The sequence below is a fragment of the Rossellomorea sp. YZS02 genome, from assembly GCF_033963925.1.
Taxonomy (GTDB): domain Bacteria; phylum Bacillota; class Bacilli; order Bacillales; family Bacillaceae_B; genus Rossellomorea.
On the sequence record NZ_JAXBLY010000021.1, the window covers coordinates 58884 to 74397 of the forward strand.

Consider the following 15514-nt stretch of genomic DNA (forward strand, 5'->3'; position numbering starts at 1 on the left):
TTTCTTCTTTTATCAATCGTTTTATATTATGATAAAACTTCTAAAGCACTAGTCTTTGATGACATTATAGGCTTGTGCTAATATTAACAATGTTACTATTTCTTTAAGTTATTTTAGGAGGACAACGTTATGGCACAAGTCAATCATGGCCAAATAGAAGAAGCAGTTCGATTAATTTTAGAAGCTATTGGAGAGAATCCTAATAGAGAAGGTTTATTAGATACGCCTAAGCGCGTGGCGAAAATGTACGCAGAAGTTTTCTCAGGGATTGATCATGACCCGAAAGAATACTTTGAAACCATATTCAGCGAAGAACACGAAGAGCTTGTGCTTGTGAAGGATATTCCATTTTACTCAATGTGTGAGCATCATCTCGTACCTTTTTACGGGAAAGCACATGTGGCTTATATTCCAAGAGATGGCCGCGTGGCCGGATTAAGTAAACTTGCGAGAGCGGTTGAGTCCGTAGCTAAACGCCCTCAGCTTCAAGAAAGAATCACGTCCACGGTGGCGGATACCATCATGGAAACCCTCCTGCCTCACGGTGCCATGGTGGTCGTTGAAGCGGAGCATATGTGTATGACGATGAGAGGTGTGAAGAAGCCGGGCTCAAGCACAGTGACGACAGCGGTAAGAGGTACGTTCAAAGAAGACGCTCAAGCACGTAGCGAAGTTCTTTCGTTTATAAAGAATTAGGAGTGACGACTGATGAATTCAAATGATTATATTGTCATTAAAGCGATTGAAGATGGTGTAAATGTAATCGGGCTTACAAGGGGAACCGACACCCGGTTCCATCATTCAGAGAAGTTGGATAAAGGTGAAGTCATGATTGCCCAATTCACAGATCACACATCTGCGATTAAAGTAAGAGGGAAAGCAACCATCGTCACCAGTTACGGCGAAGTTGAAAGTGATAATAAGAAATAATCATCTATTCTGCTATTGGCTGATAGAGAAGAAATATGGTGGGACGTACTAAGAAGTTTCGGCTTTGTGGTCGTCCCCTTTGTTATAATCAGCTTAACGGGGATACTTGAACTCCCTATTGTTAAAGATTTTATGGTATAATATCTATTGCTGAAATTTTTAGACTGATACATAGTAGAAATGGGGATTAAAGGGTATGAAATTCATTGATTGTAACCATCAAGCGAATATCATTCATCAATACATAGAAGAGCAGTTGCATCACTCTTATCTGAAAGAATACATCGATCAACCGTATATTGACCGGGACAGGATCTATTTTCTGCTCCTGCCTTTCGTTAGCGAAGGACGTGCGATCAGTAAAGAAGTTGTACAGTGGATTTCGACTGCCATGTTATTGCAGATAGCCCTTGATACCCATGAAAAGGTTACAATATCTGAGCGTGATCCGTTGAAGGAAAGGCAGCTGACGGTACTTGCAGGTGTTTACTTCAGCAGCCTTTATTATAAAATCCTTGCCGAAACGGATGATGTTGAACTCATCTCGAATTTAGCGAAAGCGATTAAAGAAATAAATGAGAGTAAAATTTCCATATATAAGGATGAACATAAGAACCTCGATGAACTCTTAAAGAAACTGAAGACAAGAGAATCGGCGATCATTTCCAACTTCTTTCGTTTCTTTGAAGATGATCAATGGATTGAGATTGCAGAAGATGCACTTCTCTACAAAAAGCTTGTACAGGAGAAAGTCAGTCTCAGGCATTCAGAGAATACGAGCTTCATCAACGCATTTTCCGCATTGTCTAATCACGCAGATCAAAAGGAATCGGCCCTACATGTAACAAAGGATGAGACTGGACATTTACTCACTCAAATCGATGAACTCATTGAACGGACGAAGAGAAGTGTGCAATCACAGTTAGAGACCATCGAGCCGGTCGCGCCCTATTTTAAGAAGCTTATTGTAGAGCTGTTACCTTATGTGGAACCTGAACCTATGACCAAACTATACGCGGAAGAAGGGTAAAACGACATGCAGCAGTCGAAAGAACAAAAAGTCCATGGAGTATTTGAAAAAATTTATTCCAACTATGATAAGATGAATTCGGTAATCAGTTTCCAACAGCATAAGAAGTGGAGAAAAGATACCATGAAGCATATGAATGTGAAGCCTGGTTCCAAAGCTCTTGACGTTTGCTGTGGAACCGCGGACTGGACATTGGCGATAGGTAAAGAAGTCGGTGATTCTGGCCAAGTGGTAGGTCTTGATTTCAGTCAGAATATGCTTTCAATCGGCCAAGAAAAAATTAAACATACGAACAATATCGAACTGATTCATGGGAACGCAATGGAGTTGCCTTTCGACGATAACACGTTCGATTATGTAACCATAGGTTTCGGTTTGCGAAATGTGCCTGACTATCTCCACGTTCTCAAGGAAATGAACAGGGTCTTGAAGCCAGGTGGAATGGCGGTTTGTCTTGAAACTTCTCAACCGACCATGTTTGGATTCAAACAGATGTATTATGCATATTTCCGTTTCGTAATGCCCCTGTTCGGAAAGATCTTTGCCAAGAGCTTTAACGAATATTCTTGGCTGCAGGAATCTGCAAGGGACTTCCCGGGTATGAAGGAGCTTGCTGAAATGTTCAGAAAAGCGGGCTTTAAGGATATACATGTGAAGCCATATAGTGGCGGGGTTGCCGCTATGCATTCCGGCATAAAGTAAGAAATTCGTAAATTAGGTGGATAAACTATGAAGCTAAACAGGATGTATTCGTTTCTGAAAACGGATATAGATGAAATAGAAAAGGAACTGGAAGTGGCGATTGAGTCAGAATCAGAGCTTCTGCAAGAGGCGTCCCTTCACCTGCTTCAAGCAGGTGGGAAGAGGATCCGGCCGGTGTTTGTCTTGCTGTCTGCAAAATTTGGACAATACGACATTAATATCGTGAAGAATGTGGCGGTAGCATTAGAACTGATGCATATGGCTTCCCTCGTGCATGACGATGTCATTGATGATGCAGAACTGAGAAGGGGAAAACCCACGATTAAAGCCCAATGGGATAATCGCATTGCAATGTATACAGGCGATTATATCTTTGCAAGGGCCCTTGAATATATGACCCATATAAAAGTCCCTGAAGCACATCAAATCCTATCACACACACTGGTGGAATTATGTAAGGGAGAAATCGCACAAATTGAAGATAAATACCGATTTGATCAGAATCTGAGAAATTATCTTCTGCGGATCAAAAGGAAGACCGCTTTGCTTATTGCTGTAAGTTGCCAGCTTGGTGCCATTTCGTCCGGTGCACCCGAGGAAATCCACCGACGTCTGTACCGCTTTGGTTACAATGTGGGAATGAGCTTTCAAATCACCGATGATATATTAGATCTCACCGCGAGTGAGGAAGAATTGGGGAAACCTGCAGGGAGTGACTTATGGCAGGGGAATATTACACTCCCCATCCTATATGCCATGGAAATCCCGGAAGTGAAAACCAAGATCGAAAAAGTAACTGAATACACTACGCCAGAAGAGATGAAAGAGATCATTTCTTCCATCCTCGCCACCGATGCTATTGAGCGATCCCATGATCTCAGCAGGATGTATCTGGATCGAGCCTTGAAAGATCTTGATCATCTTCCCTATAACCGGGTAAAGAAGACCCTTAAAAATATCGCAAACTTTATTGGCAAGAGAAAATATTAAGAAAATTTAAAATGGAAACGTTGCCAAAAACCCCAATCAGTGTTACTATTTTCGTGGGATGTCCTTATGGATTCCATACATACATATTTAGGAGTGGGGAAGATGGAAAAGACATTTTTAATGGTAAAGCCAGACGGCGTACAAAGAGGGTTAATCGGTGATATCGTATCACGTTTTGAAAAAAAGGGCTTTCAATTAGTCGGCGCTAAGCTTATGAGCATTTCAAACGAGCTTGCTGAAGAGCATTATGGCGAACACAAAGAAAGACCATTCTTTGGGGAATTGGTTGACTTCATTACATCCGGCCCTGTATTTGCAATGGTTTGGCAAGGTGAAAACGTCATCACGACCGCTCGTGGAATGATGGGGGCAACGAATCCTAAGGATGCTGCACTTGGTACAATCCGCGGTGATTTCGGTCTTACGGTTGGTAAGAATATTATCCACGGATCTGACTCTGCTGAAAGCGCTGTAAGGGAAATTGGCTTGTTCTTCAAAGAAGAAGAGCTAGTGGAGTATTCAAAGTTAATGAATGAGTGGGTATACTAATATTTTTACCCTGCCATTTTAGAAGCAAGTCGACTAATATCGGCTTGCTTTTTTCTATGGATCCGGGTTTAACTTTTCCTTAAAATGTTCGATATACATACTATAATAGCTTTAAACCCTTATACATAGCAGAGAGAGTGTGGATCCTTATGTCAAATGATTATAGTGAATTTATTCAAGGAATCAAGCGAAAGACGGGAATCGATCTATCCCTTTATAAAGAAGCTCAGATGAAGAGAAGATTAACCGCCCTTTTTGAAAAAAAGGGATATGGAAGTTTTCAGGAATTCTTTAGTGCATTGAATAGGGATAGCGAACAAATGGAAGAATTTTTGGATCGTATGACCATTAATGTTTCAGAGTTTTATCGTAACTATAAGCGTTGGGAAGTATTGGAGAATAAAATCCTGCCAAGGCTTTTGAAAGGGAATACATCATTTAAAGTGTGGAGCGCTGCATGTTCGACCGGTGAAGAACCCTACACGCTTTCCATGATACTGTCAAAGTATATCCCGCTTTCCAACGGATCCATCACCGCGACAGATATAGACAAAAATGCCCTTCAACGGGCCAAGAATGGGGTATACCCGGAAAGATCACTATCTGAGATTCCGCTAGAAATGAAAAAAAACTATTTTACCCAAGAAGGACCGCTGTTTAAACTGAAGGAGGAGGTGAAGAGAACTGTAACCTTTAAGCAGCAAAATCTTCTCTCTGATCCATTCGAAGGGAAATACGACTTGATCGTATGCAGAAATGTGCTGATATATTTCACAGAAGATGCTAAAAACCTCCTCTATAAAAAATTCAATGCCGCACTAAAACCTGGTGGTGTCCTCTTTGTCGGGAGTACAGAACAAATCTTCAACCCATCACAATACGGCTTTGAAACCGAAGATACATTCTTCTACAAAAAAATTTAAACCTTGACGATGTCAATCTGCATATCTTGAATAACTTCTTTCACCTTTGACAGCATAAAGAAGAGAATTCAATTACATTGCAGAATTTGCATCGTTTTTTTTATCTTTCTTTTTCTCTAAAAGGAACTATAATTTAATTCTGATAAAATGTAATGCATATCCAGTTGATTGGAGCACCTGGAGCAGAATTCAACCATCGCTCGCTTGTATAAGTTAGAAAAGAGTTTCTTTTAGGAAAATAGAATATTAGAAAATTTTTTAAACATAAGGACTAGGAATGAATATAAAATCTATGTTATATTGGTACATAATTCTTTAGCGAGTTGAAGGGGGAAAGTAAATGAGATACTTAACATCCGGAGAATCACATGGACCACAGTTAACAACGATCATTGAAGGGTTTCCAGCTGGAATGCCACTGGAAGCAGAAGACATAAATGAAAACCTGGCCAGGAGGCAAAAGGGCTATGGTCGTGGACGTAGAATGCAGATTGAAAAGGATCAAGCATCCATCGTTGGCGGGGTGAGGCACGGGTATACACTTGGATCGCCTTTAGGCCTGGTTGTAGAGAATAAAGACTGGACTCATTGGACGAAGGTGATGGGGATCGAACCTCTTGAAGAAGGTGGAGAAGAAGAGGTGAAAAGAAAGATCTCAAGACCAAGACCGGGACACGCGGATCTCGTCGGCGGTATGAAATACGGACATAGAGACTTGAGAAATGTTCTTGAACGCTCTTCTGCAAGGGAGACGACTGTAAGAGTGGCTGCAGGGGCTGTTGCCAAGAAATTATTGAAACTATTGGATATTGAAGTTGTCGGTCATGTTCTGGAAATCGGGGGAATCAAAGCTGAGAATCTGAATTATGATTCTGTTAATGAATTAAAGGAAATCACTGAAGGATCTCCTGTCCGCTGCCTGGATGAAGAGGCAGCCAAGAAAATGATGAACCTGATCGATGAAGCGAAGAAAAATGGAGATTCCATTGGGGGAGTTGTCGAAGTAATCGTAGAAGGGATGCCGGCCGGAGTAGGCAGCTATGTTCACTACGACCGTAAGCTCGATGCGAAAATCGCCATGGCTATCATGAGCATCAATGCTTTTAAAGGAGTCGAATTCGGGTTAGGGTTTGAAATGGCCAGAAAACCCGGAAGTGAAGTCCACGATGAAATATCATGGAGTGAAGATGAAGGTTACTTCCGAAAAACGAATCGGTTAGGCGGGTTTGAAGGCGGAATGACAACGGGTATGCCGATCTCTGTCAAAGGAGTCATGAAGCCGATCCCTACATTGTACAAGCCGTTACAAAGTGTGGATATCGAAACGAAAGAACCATTCAAGGCAAGCATTGAGAGATCGGACAGCTGCGCTGTACCGGCGGCAAGTGTGGTAGCGGAAGCTGTTGTCGCTTGGGAACTTGCTTCTGCACTTGTGGAACAATTCAACAGTGATCAGTTTGAGAGGCTTCGTCAAGATATTTCAAGACAACGTCAAGAGTCAAAGGAGTACTAATAAGATGAAACAGGTAACCATTCAAACTGCTTCTAAAACATATGAAGTGAAGATTGGAGTGGGGATGACGGATGAAATGGTTTCGTTTATTAAGGAGTCCTTTCCTGACGTATCGAAGATCTGGATCATTGCCGATGAAGAGGTATACAAGCTTCACGGAAGTTCCTTCAAAGAGGTGTTGGAACGGTCCTTCGACGTAACCACTTACCTGGCGCCAAAAGGGGAAAGGGCAAAAAGCTTTCATACATATGAAGAGGCGATTACCCATGGTCTCAAGCATCAAGTGGATCGTAAGTCTCTCGTTGTAGCTTTCGGTGGTGGTGCCATAGGGGATCTTGCAGGCTTCGTCGCATCTTCTTATATGAGGGGGATTCCTTTCATCGGCGTACCTACTACGATTCTCGCCCATGACAGTGCAGTCGGAGGGAAAGTGGCCATTAATCATCCCCTCGGAAAGAATATGGTAGGGCATTTTTATCAGCCGGAAGGTGTATTCTTTGATTTAAGATATTTCTCCAGTTTACCGAAAACCGAAGTGTTGTCCGGTTTTGCCGAAGTGATCAAGCATGCTTTTTTATCGGACCTACGGTTTTTAAACGAGATCATGTATTACTTCAAATCTGCTGAGGATCTCAATGAGGAATTCCTGACAGATTGCCTGGTGAGGGGCATTGAGGTCAAGGGTAAGATTGTATCCAAGGATGAAAGGGAGTCCAATATCCGTGCTTTCCTGAATTTCGGCCATACGTATGGTCATGCGGTGGAAAGTGCAAGCGGATATGGAAATCGGACCCATGGTGAATCGGTCATGATCGGGATGATTTTCGCTTTACATCTAAGTAAAAGGCACGCTGGTCTAGCGTTTGATTTGGATTCCTTCATCCACTGGGTCAAGTCACTTGGTTACAATTTAACGATTCCATCAAGCATGAGCTTTGACACATTATTCGAAGGGATGAAGCGTGATAAAAAATCCCTTAACGGCAAACCTTTTTTCGTACTATTGAAGAATATAGGTGAGCCTTTGATGGCAGATATCGAGGAAGAGGAATTAAGGCTTTCGGATGATTTCATTCGACGGTTGTAAATCCACCCGAAATGGATTGAAAATAGAGAGAAAAGGGAGAGTGGAAGAATGATCAGGGGAATTCGAGGGGCAACGACAGCGGATTATGATGAAGAAAAGGAAATTCTCCTTTCAACGGAAAGTCTCTTAAAGGAAATGATTTTACATAATGATATAAAGCCAGATGGAGTCGCGTCTGTTTTTATTTCTGCAACAAATGACATGACAAGCGTATTTCCGGCTAAAGCATTAAGAGGGTTTGAGGATTGGAAATATGTCCCTGTCATGTGCATGCAAGAGTTGGACGTACCCCACGGACTGCCTTTATGCATAAGGGTGATGATTCATTATAATACCTCGACACCTCAACGTGATGTCCAACATATTTATATGAAAAATGCAGTCAGTCTCCGTCCTGACTTGAAAAAGGATTAGCCGTCATAATGAAAACGACTGAAAGGAAGTTAAACATGAAGTGGAAATCCCAGATTCAAAATTTAAAAGCCTACCAGCCAGGAAAAACGATGGATGATGTGAAAGAGTTATTCAACCTTGAGAGAGTCGTGAAGCTTGCTTCGAATGAAAATCCATTTGGCTGCTCAAAGAACGTTGAAACGTTCCTGAAGACGAATGCACTTTCTCATGCTATCTATCCTGACGGCTATGCAAAAGAACTACGTCTTAAAGTGGCAGGACACTTATCTGTAGAACCTGGTCAGTTGCTGTTTGGGAACGGATCCGATGAAGTCATAGAAATCATTTCTAGGGCATTGTTGGGCGTAGGGAAAAGCACTGTGATGGCAACCCCTACATTTCCTCAATATAAGCACAATGCCATTGTAGAAGGAGCAGAAATCCGAGAGGTTCCACTGGATCCTTTTGGCAGGCATCAATTAGAAAAGATGCTTGAAGAGATTGATGACACCACTGCTGTCGTCTGGTTATGCTCTCCAAATAATCCAACGGGTGAATATATTCGTAACGGGGAACTCATTTCCTTTTTGGATGCTGTCCCTCCACATGTCCTCGTCGTTTTGGATGAGGCTTATTATGAGTACGTGGTGGCGGAGGATTATCATGATTCATTGGATTTATTGAACTCCTATCCTCAATTATTGATCACACGAACTTTTTCGAAAGCATATGGATTAGCTGGATTCAGAGTGGGATTCGGTATCGGGAGTGAAGAGGTTATAGGGAAACTCGAGCCGATCCGAGAACCTTTCAACAATAATACATTGGCACAAGGAGCGGCTTCAGCGGCCATCGAGGATCAGGTGTTTATTGATGAATGCAGGGATCACAACCGAAAAGGACTGGAGCAATATTACCGATTCTGTGAGGAAGAGGGGCTTCACTATGTACCATCACAGGCAAACTTCGTATTGATTGACTTCGGAGTGAGTGGGGACGAAGTGTTTCAATACTTGATGAGCAAGGGATACATCGTACGGTCAGGAGAAGCCCTGGGATTCCCTCATTCTGTAAGGGTGACGGTCGGATCCAATGAACAAAATGAAGAAGTCATAGATAAAATGAAGGAATTTCTTACCCTTCAGAAGCGTGTATGATAAAAGGTCGGGTGGGGATGAGCCCCATCCCGGCTTTTTTAATAGAATAATGGAGGGACAACGATGAATGGAACAGTGCTGATTATAGGCATGGGGTTGATTGGGGGCTCTCTTGCCCTCTGTATAAAAAAAGAACATCCAGATGCCAAGATTATTGGTCATGATGTAAATGACAAAGAAGTAAGGTTGGGTAGATCTTTAGGAATCATCGATGAAATGGCTCTATCCTTACAGCATGCTGCCGAGCAAGCGGATCTCATTATTCTCTCTACCCCTGTATTCCAGACAGAAACAATCATTGAGCAATTTGGAACGTTTTCTTTGAAAGAAAACGTATTGATTACAGATACAGGCAGTACAAAGGAACCGATCATGAAAAAATCGGTATTGCTGACCAGAAAGGGAATTCAATTTATCGGAGGACACCCGATGGCAGGTTCACATAAGAGTGGGGTGGCAGCTGCGAAAGAAATTTTATTCGAAAATGCCTTCTATATGCTCACTCCCGGTTCAGGTTCAAACGAGAATAACGTGAGCGAGCTTCAAGAATGGCTGAAAGGTACGCATGCTAAATTTTTGATTGTAGAGCCAGATGAACATGATGAATTGACGGGCATAATCAGTCACTTTCCACATATCATTGCGGCTTCCCTCGTTCATCGGGCGAAGGTTTCTTCCGCTTCTCATCCTTATTTGAGGAGGCTTGCAGCAGGAGGCTTTCGTGATATTACGCGGATTGCATCATCCAACCCAACAATGTGGAAAGATATCACCATGCAAAACAGAGAGGTCTTACTTTCCCTCCTTGCAGATTGGAAGCTTGAGATGGAGAAAGTTGCGTCTATAGTGGAAACGAATGACCCACAAAGAATATATGACTACTTTAATGATGCAAAGAGCTTCCGGGATGACCTCCCCATTTTGGAAAAAGGAGCCATTCCATCGTTCTACGATTTATTCGTGGATGTCCCTGATTATCCAGGGGTAATTTCAGAAGTGACTGGATATCTGGCACAGGAAAAAATAAGTTTAACGAATATCAGAATCATGGAAACGAGAGAAGATATATATGGAGTTTTGGTGATCAGCTTTCAAACATCGGCAGATAGGGAGCGGGCATTACACTGTTTGAAAAAGCAGACAAACTATGAATTATTCTTAGGATAGAGGGTGAAGAGGATGGTAACGATGAAAAAATTGTCCAATCCAAAATGTGGGTTAATAGGTGAGATTCAAGTACCGGGAGACAAATCAATTTCCCACCGATCCATCATGTTTGGATCAGTGGCAGAAGGGAAAACGGTCATACATAACTTTCTGATGGGAGAGGATTGTTTAAGTACCATTTCCTGCTTTCGTAAATTAGGTGTTGAAATTGAGATCATGGAAGAAGCGGTAATCGTCCATGGTAAGGGCTGGGACCACCTCGAAGAGCCTCTAGAAATTCTGGATGCGGGTAATTCGGGAACGACCACCCGTCTCATTATGGGGATTCTTGCAGGAAGGCCATTTCACTCCGTCCTGATAGGTGATTCCTCGATTGCCAAACGGCCAATGAAGAGGGTCACAGAGCCATTAAAGCTATTTGGAACACAAATTGACGGCCGTTCTGAAGCCAACTTCACTCCATTGTCCATCAGGGGAGGGAATTTGAAAGGGATTCATTACGCATTGCCCGTTGCCAGCGCACAGGTAAAATCAGCTCTCATACTTGCTGGCCTGCAGGCAGAAGGTGTGACAGAAATAATCGAGCCGGAGCAGACACGTAATCATACTGAAAACATGATTATTGAATTTGGGGGGAAGATCGAGAAACACGGAGATACGATTAAAGTCGAGGGAGGGCAAGTATTAAAGGGGACGAAAATCAGTGTCCCCGGAGATATTTCCTCCGCAGCCTTTTTTATGGTGGCCGCGGCCATTGTCCCTGATAGCAGCGTAAGACTTAAGAATGTCGGACTTAACGAAACGCGGATTGGGATTGTGGAAGTCATGAAAAAAATGGGAGCATCCATTGAAATCGAGGAGCACTCCAAGGAAGGGGAGCCGGTAGGGGATATTCTTGTTCAATATTCGGATCTTTCGGGAATTGAGATTGGAGGGGACTTGATACCGTCATTGATCGATGAAATTCCTATCATCGCCCTTTTGGCCACACAAGCAAAAGGAAAGACCGTCATAAAGGACGCAGAAGAATTAAAAGTGAAGGAAACCAACAGAATTGATGCTGTTGTGAAAGAACTCGGAAAGCTTGGGGCAAGTATACAAGGAACGGATGACGGGATGATCATTGAGGGTAAGACCCCATTGCATGGAGGAGAAGTCCATTCATGGGGAGATCACCGGATCGGGATGACTCTGGCCGTGGCTTCCCTCCTTACAGACTCAGACGTGTTACTGGAAGATGCGGAGGCAGTGAAGATATCGTATCCAAACTTTTTTGAGCATATCAATCAATTGTTGAGGAAATAATCCTTTCGTTTTCTATTTAGAGGTGGTTGGACAGATGTGCCATCCACCTCTTTCTTTTTATGTAATGCTCGCATGAAATCATCCAACCCATCATAGCTTGTCTATATAGGAGGGTGATGACGGATTGAGCACATATATCATTGAAAATGCGAATTGGCTTAAGGATACAAAACTTACTCAGACCTCTTTCTTGATTGAAGACGGAAGAGTTTCATCGATCAGGGATAGTTTCCGTTATTATCGATATATGAAAATGGATATTTCGCCATTCCTGATGACACCCGGACATGTCTTCTGTGATTTAGAAGTCCCTGGAGGAAGCGACGATTTTGCATCGATCAAGAACTATTATCTGAACGAATTGATTAATACAGGATGTACCACGGTTTTAACGGCTTTCTCAATAAAGTATGAGTATGAATTTTTGAAAGAATTAAAGAATAGGAAAGCCACCATGATAAACTGCCCCCTTGATTACACAATCGGTTTAAGAATATCCGATAATCTGATTACCCCTAATATTATCCGATCATGCAAACGTCATAGAGTTCCTGTCATCTGGATCGAAATGGATGATGCAGGGAAGTTTAAAGACATTCCCTGGGGGTGGATCAAAGGCTTACTATATGATTACCCTATTACTTTTGTCCCTTTTTTTACGACAAACATAGACATTAAAACCAAAATGAAGCATCTTAAAATATGGCAGCAATCGATGGAAAACGAGGGGATTCCGCATATTCCTCATGAAATTCCTCTAAAAGTTCCGCTGGAATTAAATATATTGAAAAAAATTGGTATATATCCCCTTAGAGGAAATTTTTTGGTTGGTGGAGAAATAAGTTATAACCTCTATATGAAACCAGGAGATACAGGTACTGAGCCATTATCATTTCATTATGATCAGCTTGTGCTAAAATGTACTATGAATAAGGGGAAATACCAATATGTAAATAGCAGGGGTCATTTTTATCCTGGTGCTGGCGAAGAATTGATCATTCAAACACCTGGATATTTTACATAAATGATCTCAAGTTTTTCTATAGAAAGGGATTGACCATGTCATACGCTGAACAAATGTTATCTTCTTTGGAAGAAGGGAATTTAGAAGAAGCAAAGAAACAATACAGTCAGGTGCTGAAGTTCGGGAGTCATGAAGAAAAATTCAGCCTGGCCGAAGAATTGCACCATTTAGGATTTTTGGAAGAGGCTAAGGAACTATACGAGAACCTGCTTCAGTATTATCCCGGTGAAGGAGAGCTTCTCGTTGAAATGGCTGAACTGCTGGTGGAAATGGACAAAGAAGAAGAAGCGATCGAGACGCTTGCAGAATTGGATGAGGAAGATCCCGTTTATCCAAGGGCGCTGCTTCTCTTGGCAGACTTATACCAGATGCAGGGGTTGTTTGAAGTGAGTGAACAAAAGCTGCTCCAAGCCAAGAAGCTATTACCCGAGGAGCCTGTCATCGATTTCGGTTTAGGTGAATTATATGCTGAAACAGGCAGATTCCTAGAAGCAATCAGACATTATCAGTCCCTTATCCAGAAGGGGACGACCGAGCTCGGGGGGACGAATGTTCATCAAAGATTGGCTGAAGCATATAGTGTGGGCGGGGCTTTTGAAGAAGCCTTAACACATTACGAAAAAGCACTTGATGACCATCTGGAAATCAATACATTGTTCGGTTATGCTTTTACGGCCTTTCAAGCAGGGTACTACGAAAAGGCCATTGAAAAATTTGTTTCCGTTAAGGAGCTGGATCCGGAATATCATTCAGTATATCTGTTATTAGCGAAATCATATGAACGTGAAGAAATGCTGCAAGAAAGCCTGGAAGTCGTACAAGAGGGAATAAAGCAGGATGAGTTCAACAAAGAGTTGAACCTGTTCGGTGGAAGGATTTCCTTGAAGCTTGGATTTGAAAAAGAAGCTGAAGCGTTCCTGCGGGAAGCGTTGGCTCTGGATCCCGGCTATGTGGAAGCAGCCCTTCTCATCAATAAATTATTCTTTACACAGGACCGGTTTGAGGATGTCATGGAAATAGCGCAGATGCTGACGGTCGAAGGGGAAGAAGAGCCTCAGATTTACTGGGACCTTGCTAAGGCATATGAAGGGCTTGAACAATATAAATATGCATTAAAACAATACCGTACTGCATATACTTATTTTAAGAATCATCAAGAGTTTTTACTAGAGTTCGGACAATTTCTAGTAGAAGAAGGACTCAGGGGTGAAGCAGTAGAAGTATATAAACACCTGATCAAAATGGATCCTTCAAATGACGAATGGCAGGACCTTATAGACAGATTACAAGAATGATCGACGGCTGTTTGGTTAAGGGATTATCGGGAGTGAACGTGTAAGATCGGTGAACGGGATTAAACTTTATGTCAAAAAGGAAAACGAACCTTATAAAAGGATTCTGCAGAGGAGGGAAAACCATGACCACCCCTGTTTCTGTCAACGAGAAGAAAGAATTTATCCGCTGGTTTTTAAACCGTTATCAATTGAAACGAAGAGAATGTGTATGGATTTTAAATTATCTGATGAGTCATGACCAATTAATGAAAAAAGTGCATTTTGTCGAAGAATCCCAATACTGCCCACGTGGACTGGTAATGTCCACCCATTGTGTAGAAGATGTCCCATTCCGCTTCTACAAAGAAAACATCATGACGACCGATGCAGAAAAGTCGTTTCATGATATCCGTTTGAATAAAGATGAAGATATTTACATTCAGTTGAACTTCAGTAAGGCAAATTCAAGTTACCAGTTTGCAGCCGTACTGGAAGAGAACCCGTTTATGCCGAAGTATCTGTTGATCAATGAAAAAGACAGAATGGTAGCGGAACAGTTCCTGAACGACAGCTTGCAGACATTCAGGAAAGATCGATTGTTGAAAGCAATCGATCAGGCATTGGACAGTGGGGACAAAAACGCCTTCAAGAAATTGACCAGAGAATTGAATAGCCTGACCTAAAAAGTCGAATGAAGGGAAGTGTCTCTCTTCATTCGATTTTTTTATGTTCTTTTTAGATAGGAAGATTAAGAATGGAGCATACTAGTATCGAGGCTCTTTTCGTGCACTTGACTGAGTGCCAATTCTGCCGGCCAGATATTCAATGTAAGCAGTACAATCATTCATCAGAACAAGTGAAAAGTGAAATCGCTTTAAAAGAAAGGATCTAAAATGATATGATGGGGAGTGAGAATGAAAAGAAGTGAGGGTTATTCATGAATTGGAACGTAAAAGATATTGAAGTATTTGAAGCTGAAAAGGCATACATAGATACGGCTGTCATTCCGGTGGTTCCCGTTGATTTCGGGAAGGATATAAGGGTCTCAGCAGCACAATCGGAATTTATCAATCTACTCACCCTGCACCTTGAAAGGCAGTTTAAGGGAAGGATGATGATGACGCCGTCATTTACGTACAGAATGTCATCTTTAACGGATAGCGAGATATCAAGGTTATCCCAATGGGCAGAGGAATTAGGCGATAGTGGAGTGAAGCATATCTTCTTTCTAACCTCAGACAGCGGGTGGAAAAAAGCCGAGGATCAACTCGGTGACCGATTGATATGGGTGCCATCCATCCCACTTGAGAATCTGGATGAACAGTATAAGCATTCCATCATGGAAGATCAGGTAAAACAATTGTTGAATGTAATTGTACAAAAATGGCAAAAAAATTCATAAAAACTTCACATTGTTTCCATCTTTTAGATTAGAGAGTTATTGACCTTGTATAGAGTTTAATATATCAT

Annotated in this window: 18 protein-coding genes; all 18 read left to right on the forward strand. The window is 42.0% G+C overall.

Translation table 11 applies throughout. The features are described from left to right. The first annotated feature begins 129 nt into the window (after positions 1–129). Positions 130–696: a GTP cyclohydrolase I FolE gene (folE, locus tag SLH55_RS18800; protein ID WP_219168347.1), complete on the forward strand. Its 567-nt coding sequence runs from the start codon at positions 130–132 to the stop codon at positions 694–696. Between the two features lie 12 nt (positions 697–708). Further along, positions 709–930 carry a trp RNA-binding attenuation protein MtrB gene (gene mtrB / locus SLH55_RS18805; RefSeq protein ID WP_034758340.1) on the forward strand — a complete coding sequence of 74 codons (222 nt, stop codon included), beginning with the start codon at positions 709–711 and terminating at the stop codon, positions 928–930. Between the two features lie 196 nt (positions 931–1126). Further along, positions 1127–1960, forward strand: coding sequence for a heptaprenyl diphosphate synthase component 1 (locus SLH55_RS18810; protein ID WP_219168346.1), 834 nt, complete (start codon positions 1127–1129; stop codon positions 1958–1960). A 6-nt stretch (positions 1961–1966) separates the two neighbouring features. Then, the gene (locus SLH55_RS18815) at positions 1967–2662 is read left to right on the forward strand and encodes a demethylmenaquinone methyltransferase (RefSeq protein ID WP_219168345.1); all 696 of its coding nucleotides are present in this window, start codon (positions 1967–1969) and stop codon (positions 2660–2662) included. Positions 2663–2689: 27 nt separating this feature from the next. After that, a complete protein-coding gene (gene hepT, locus SLH55_RS18820; protein WP_219168344.1) occupies positions 2690–3652 on the forward strand; it encodes a heptaprenyl diphosphate synthase component II in 963 nt (320 codons plus the stop codon). 102 nt (positions 3653–3754) lie between these two features. Next, the gene (ndk, locus tag SLH55_RS18825; protein WP_034758349.1) at positions 3755–4201 is read left to right on the forward strand and encodes a nucleoside-diphosphate kinase; all 447 of its coding nucleotides are present in this window, start codon (positions 3755–3757) and stop codon (positions 4199–4201) included. 149 nt (positions 4202–4350) lie between these two features. Then, a complete protein-coding gene (locus SLH55_RS18830; protein WP_219168343.1) occupies positions 4351–5124 on the forward strand; it encodes a CheR family methyltransferase in 774 nt (257 codons plus the stop codon). A gap of 340 nt (positions 5125–5464) precedes the next feature. Beyond that, the gene (aroC, locus tag SLH55_RS18835) at positions 5465–6637 is read left to right on the forward strand and encodes a chorismate synthase (RefSeq protein WP_320324233.1); all 1173 of its coding nucleotides are present in this window, start codon (positions 5465–5467) and stop codon (positions 6635–6637) included. A 4-nt stretch (positions 6638–6641) separates the two neighbouring features. Next, positions 6642–7724 carry a 3-dehydroquinate synthase gene (gene aroB / locus SLH55_RS18840; RefSeq protein ID WP_219168341.1) on the forward strand — a complete coding sequence of 361 codons (1083 nt, stop codon included), beginning with the start codon at positions 6642–6644 and terminating at the stop codon, positions 7722–7724. A 48-nt stretch (positions 7725–7772) separates the two neighbouring features. Continuing rightward, on the forward strand, positions 7773–8138 hold the full coding sequence (gene aroH / locus SLH55_RS18845) for a chorismate mutase (protein WP_219168340.1): 366 nt from the start codon (positions 7773–7775) through the stop codon (positions 8136–8138). A gap of 35 nt (positions 8139–8173) precedes the next feature. Next, on the forward strand, positions 8174–9274 hold the full coding sequence (gene hisC, locus SLH55_RS18850) for a histidinol-phosphate transaminase (RefSeq protein WP_219168339.1): 1101 nt from the start codon (positions 8174–8176) through the stop codon (positions 9272–9274). 63 nt (positions 9275–9337) lie between these two features. After that, positions 9338–10441 carry a prephenate dehydrogenase gene (locus SLH55_RS18855; RefSeq protein ID WP_219168338.1) on the forward strand — a complete coding sequence of 368 codons (1104 nt, stop codon included), beginning with the start codon at positions 9338–9340 and terminating at the stop codon, positions 10439–10441. Between the two features lie 12 nt (positions 10442–10453). Then, positions 10454–11746, forward strand: coding sequence for a 3-phosphoshikimate 1-carboxyvinyltransferase (gene aroA, locus SLH55_RS18860; RefSeq protein ID WP_219168337.1), 1293 nt, complete (start codon positions 10454–10456; stop codon positions 11744–11746). A 424-nt stretch (positions 11747–12170) separates the two neighbouring features. Further along, positions 12171–12770, forward strand: a complete 600-nt coding sequence (locus SLH55_RS18865; RefSeq protein ID WP_219168336.1) for a hypothetical protein — start codon at positions 12171–12173, stop codon at positions 12768–12770. Positions 12771–12805: 35 nt separating this feature from the next. Continuing rightward, on the forward strand, positions 12806–14065 hold the full coding sequence (locus tag SLH55_RS18870) for a tetratricopeptide repeat protein (RefSeq protein ID WP_219168335.1): 1260 nt from the start codon (positions 12806–12808) through the stop codon (positions 14063–14065). A gap of 122 nt (positions 14066–14187) precedes the next feature. Continuing rightward, positions 14188–14727, forward strand: a complete 540-nt coding sequence (locus tag SLH55_RS18875) for a ReoY family proteolytic degradation factor (protein WP_219168334.1) — start codon at positions 14188–14190, stop codon at positions 14725–14727. Positions 14728–14798: 71 nt separating this feature from the next. Further along, complete coding sequence (locus tag SLH55_RS18880; protein WP_219168333.1) at positions 14799–14936, forward strand: hypothetical protein; 138 nt, start codon at positions 14799–14801, stop codon at positions 14934–14936. Positions 14937–14981: 45 nt separating this feature from the next. Continuing rightward, a complete protein-coding gene (locus tag SLH55_RS18885; RefSeq protein ID WP_219168332.1) occupies positions 14982–15446 on the forward strand; it encodes a YpiF family protein in 465 nt (154 codons plus the stop codon). The last annotated feature ends 68 nt before the right edge of the window (positions 15447–15514 follow it).

Coding starts and splice junctions, on each gene's coding strand:
- folE (WP_219168347.1), top strand. CDS start 130: ATGGCACAAGTCAATCATGGCCAAATAGAAGAAGCAGTTCGATTAATT.
- mtrB (WP_034758340.1), top strand. CDS start 709: ATGAATTCAAATGATTATATTGTCATTAAAGCGATTGAAGATGGTGTA.
- SLH55_RS18810 (WP_219168346.1), top strand. CDS start 1,127: ATGAAATTCATTGATTGTAACCATCAAGCGAATATCATTCATCAATAC.
- SLH55_RS18815 (WP_219168345.1), top strand. CDS start 1,967: ATGCAGCAGTCGAAAGAACAAAAAGTCCATGGAGTATTTGAAAAAATT.
- hepT (WP_219168344.1), top strand. CDS start 2,690: ATGAAGCTAAACAGGATGTATTCGTTTCTGAAAACGGATATAGATGAA.
- ndk (WP_034758349.1), top strand. CDS start 3,755: ATGGAAAAGACATTTTTAATGGTAAAGCCAGACGGCGTACAAAGAGGG.
- SLH55_RS18830 (WP_219168343.1), top strand. CDS start 4,351: ATGTCAAATGATTATAGTGAATTTATTCAAGGAATCAAGCGAAAGACG.
- aroC (WP_320324233.1), top strand. CDS start 5,465: ATGAGATACTTAACATCCGGAGAATCACATGGACCACAGTTAACAACG.
- aroB (WP_219168341.1), top strand. CDS start 6,642: ATGAAACAGGTAACCATTCAAACTGCTTCTAAAACATATGAAGTGAAG.
- aroH (WP_219168340.1), top strand. CDS start 7,773: ATGATCAGGGGAATTCGAGGGGCAACGACAGCGGATTATGATGAAGAA.
- hisC (WP_219168339.1), top strand. CDS start 8,174: ATGAAGTGGAAATCCCAGATTCAAAATTTAAAAGCCTACCAGCCAGGA.
- SLH55_RS18855 (WP_219168338.1), top strand. CDS start 9,338: ATGAATGGAACAGTGCTGATTATAGGCATGGGGTTGATTGGGGGCTCT.
- aroA (WP_219168337.1), top strand. CDS start 10,454: ATGGTAACGATGAAAAAATTGTCCAATCCAAAATGTGGGTTAATAGGT.
- SLH55_RS18870 (WP_219168335.1), top strand. CDS start 12,806: ATGTCATACGCTGAACAAATGTTATCTTCTTTGGAAGAAGGGAATTTA.
- SLH55_RS18875 (WP_219168334.1), top strand. CDS start 14,188: ATGACCACCCCTGTTTCTGTCAACGAGAAGAAAGAATTTATCCGCTGG.
- SLH55_RS18880 (WP_219168333.1), top strand. CDS start 14,799: ATGGAGCATACTAGTATCGAGGCTCTTTTCGTGCACTTGACTGAGTGC.
- SLH55_RS18885 (WP_219168332.1), top strand. CDS start 14,982: ATGAATTGGAACGTAAAAGATATTGAAGTATTTGAAGCTGAAAAGGCA.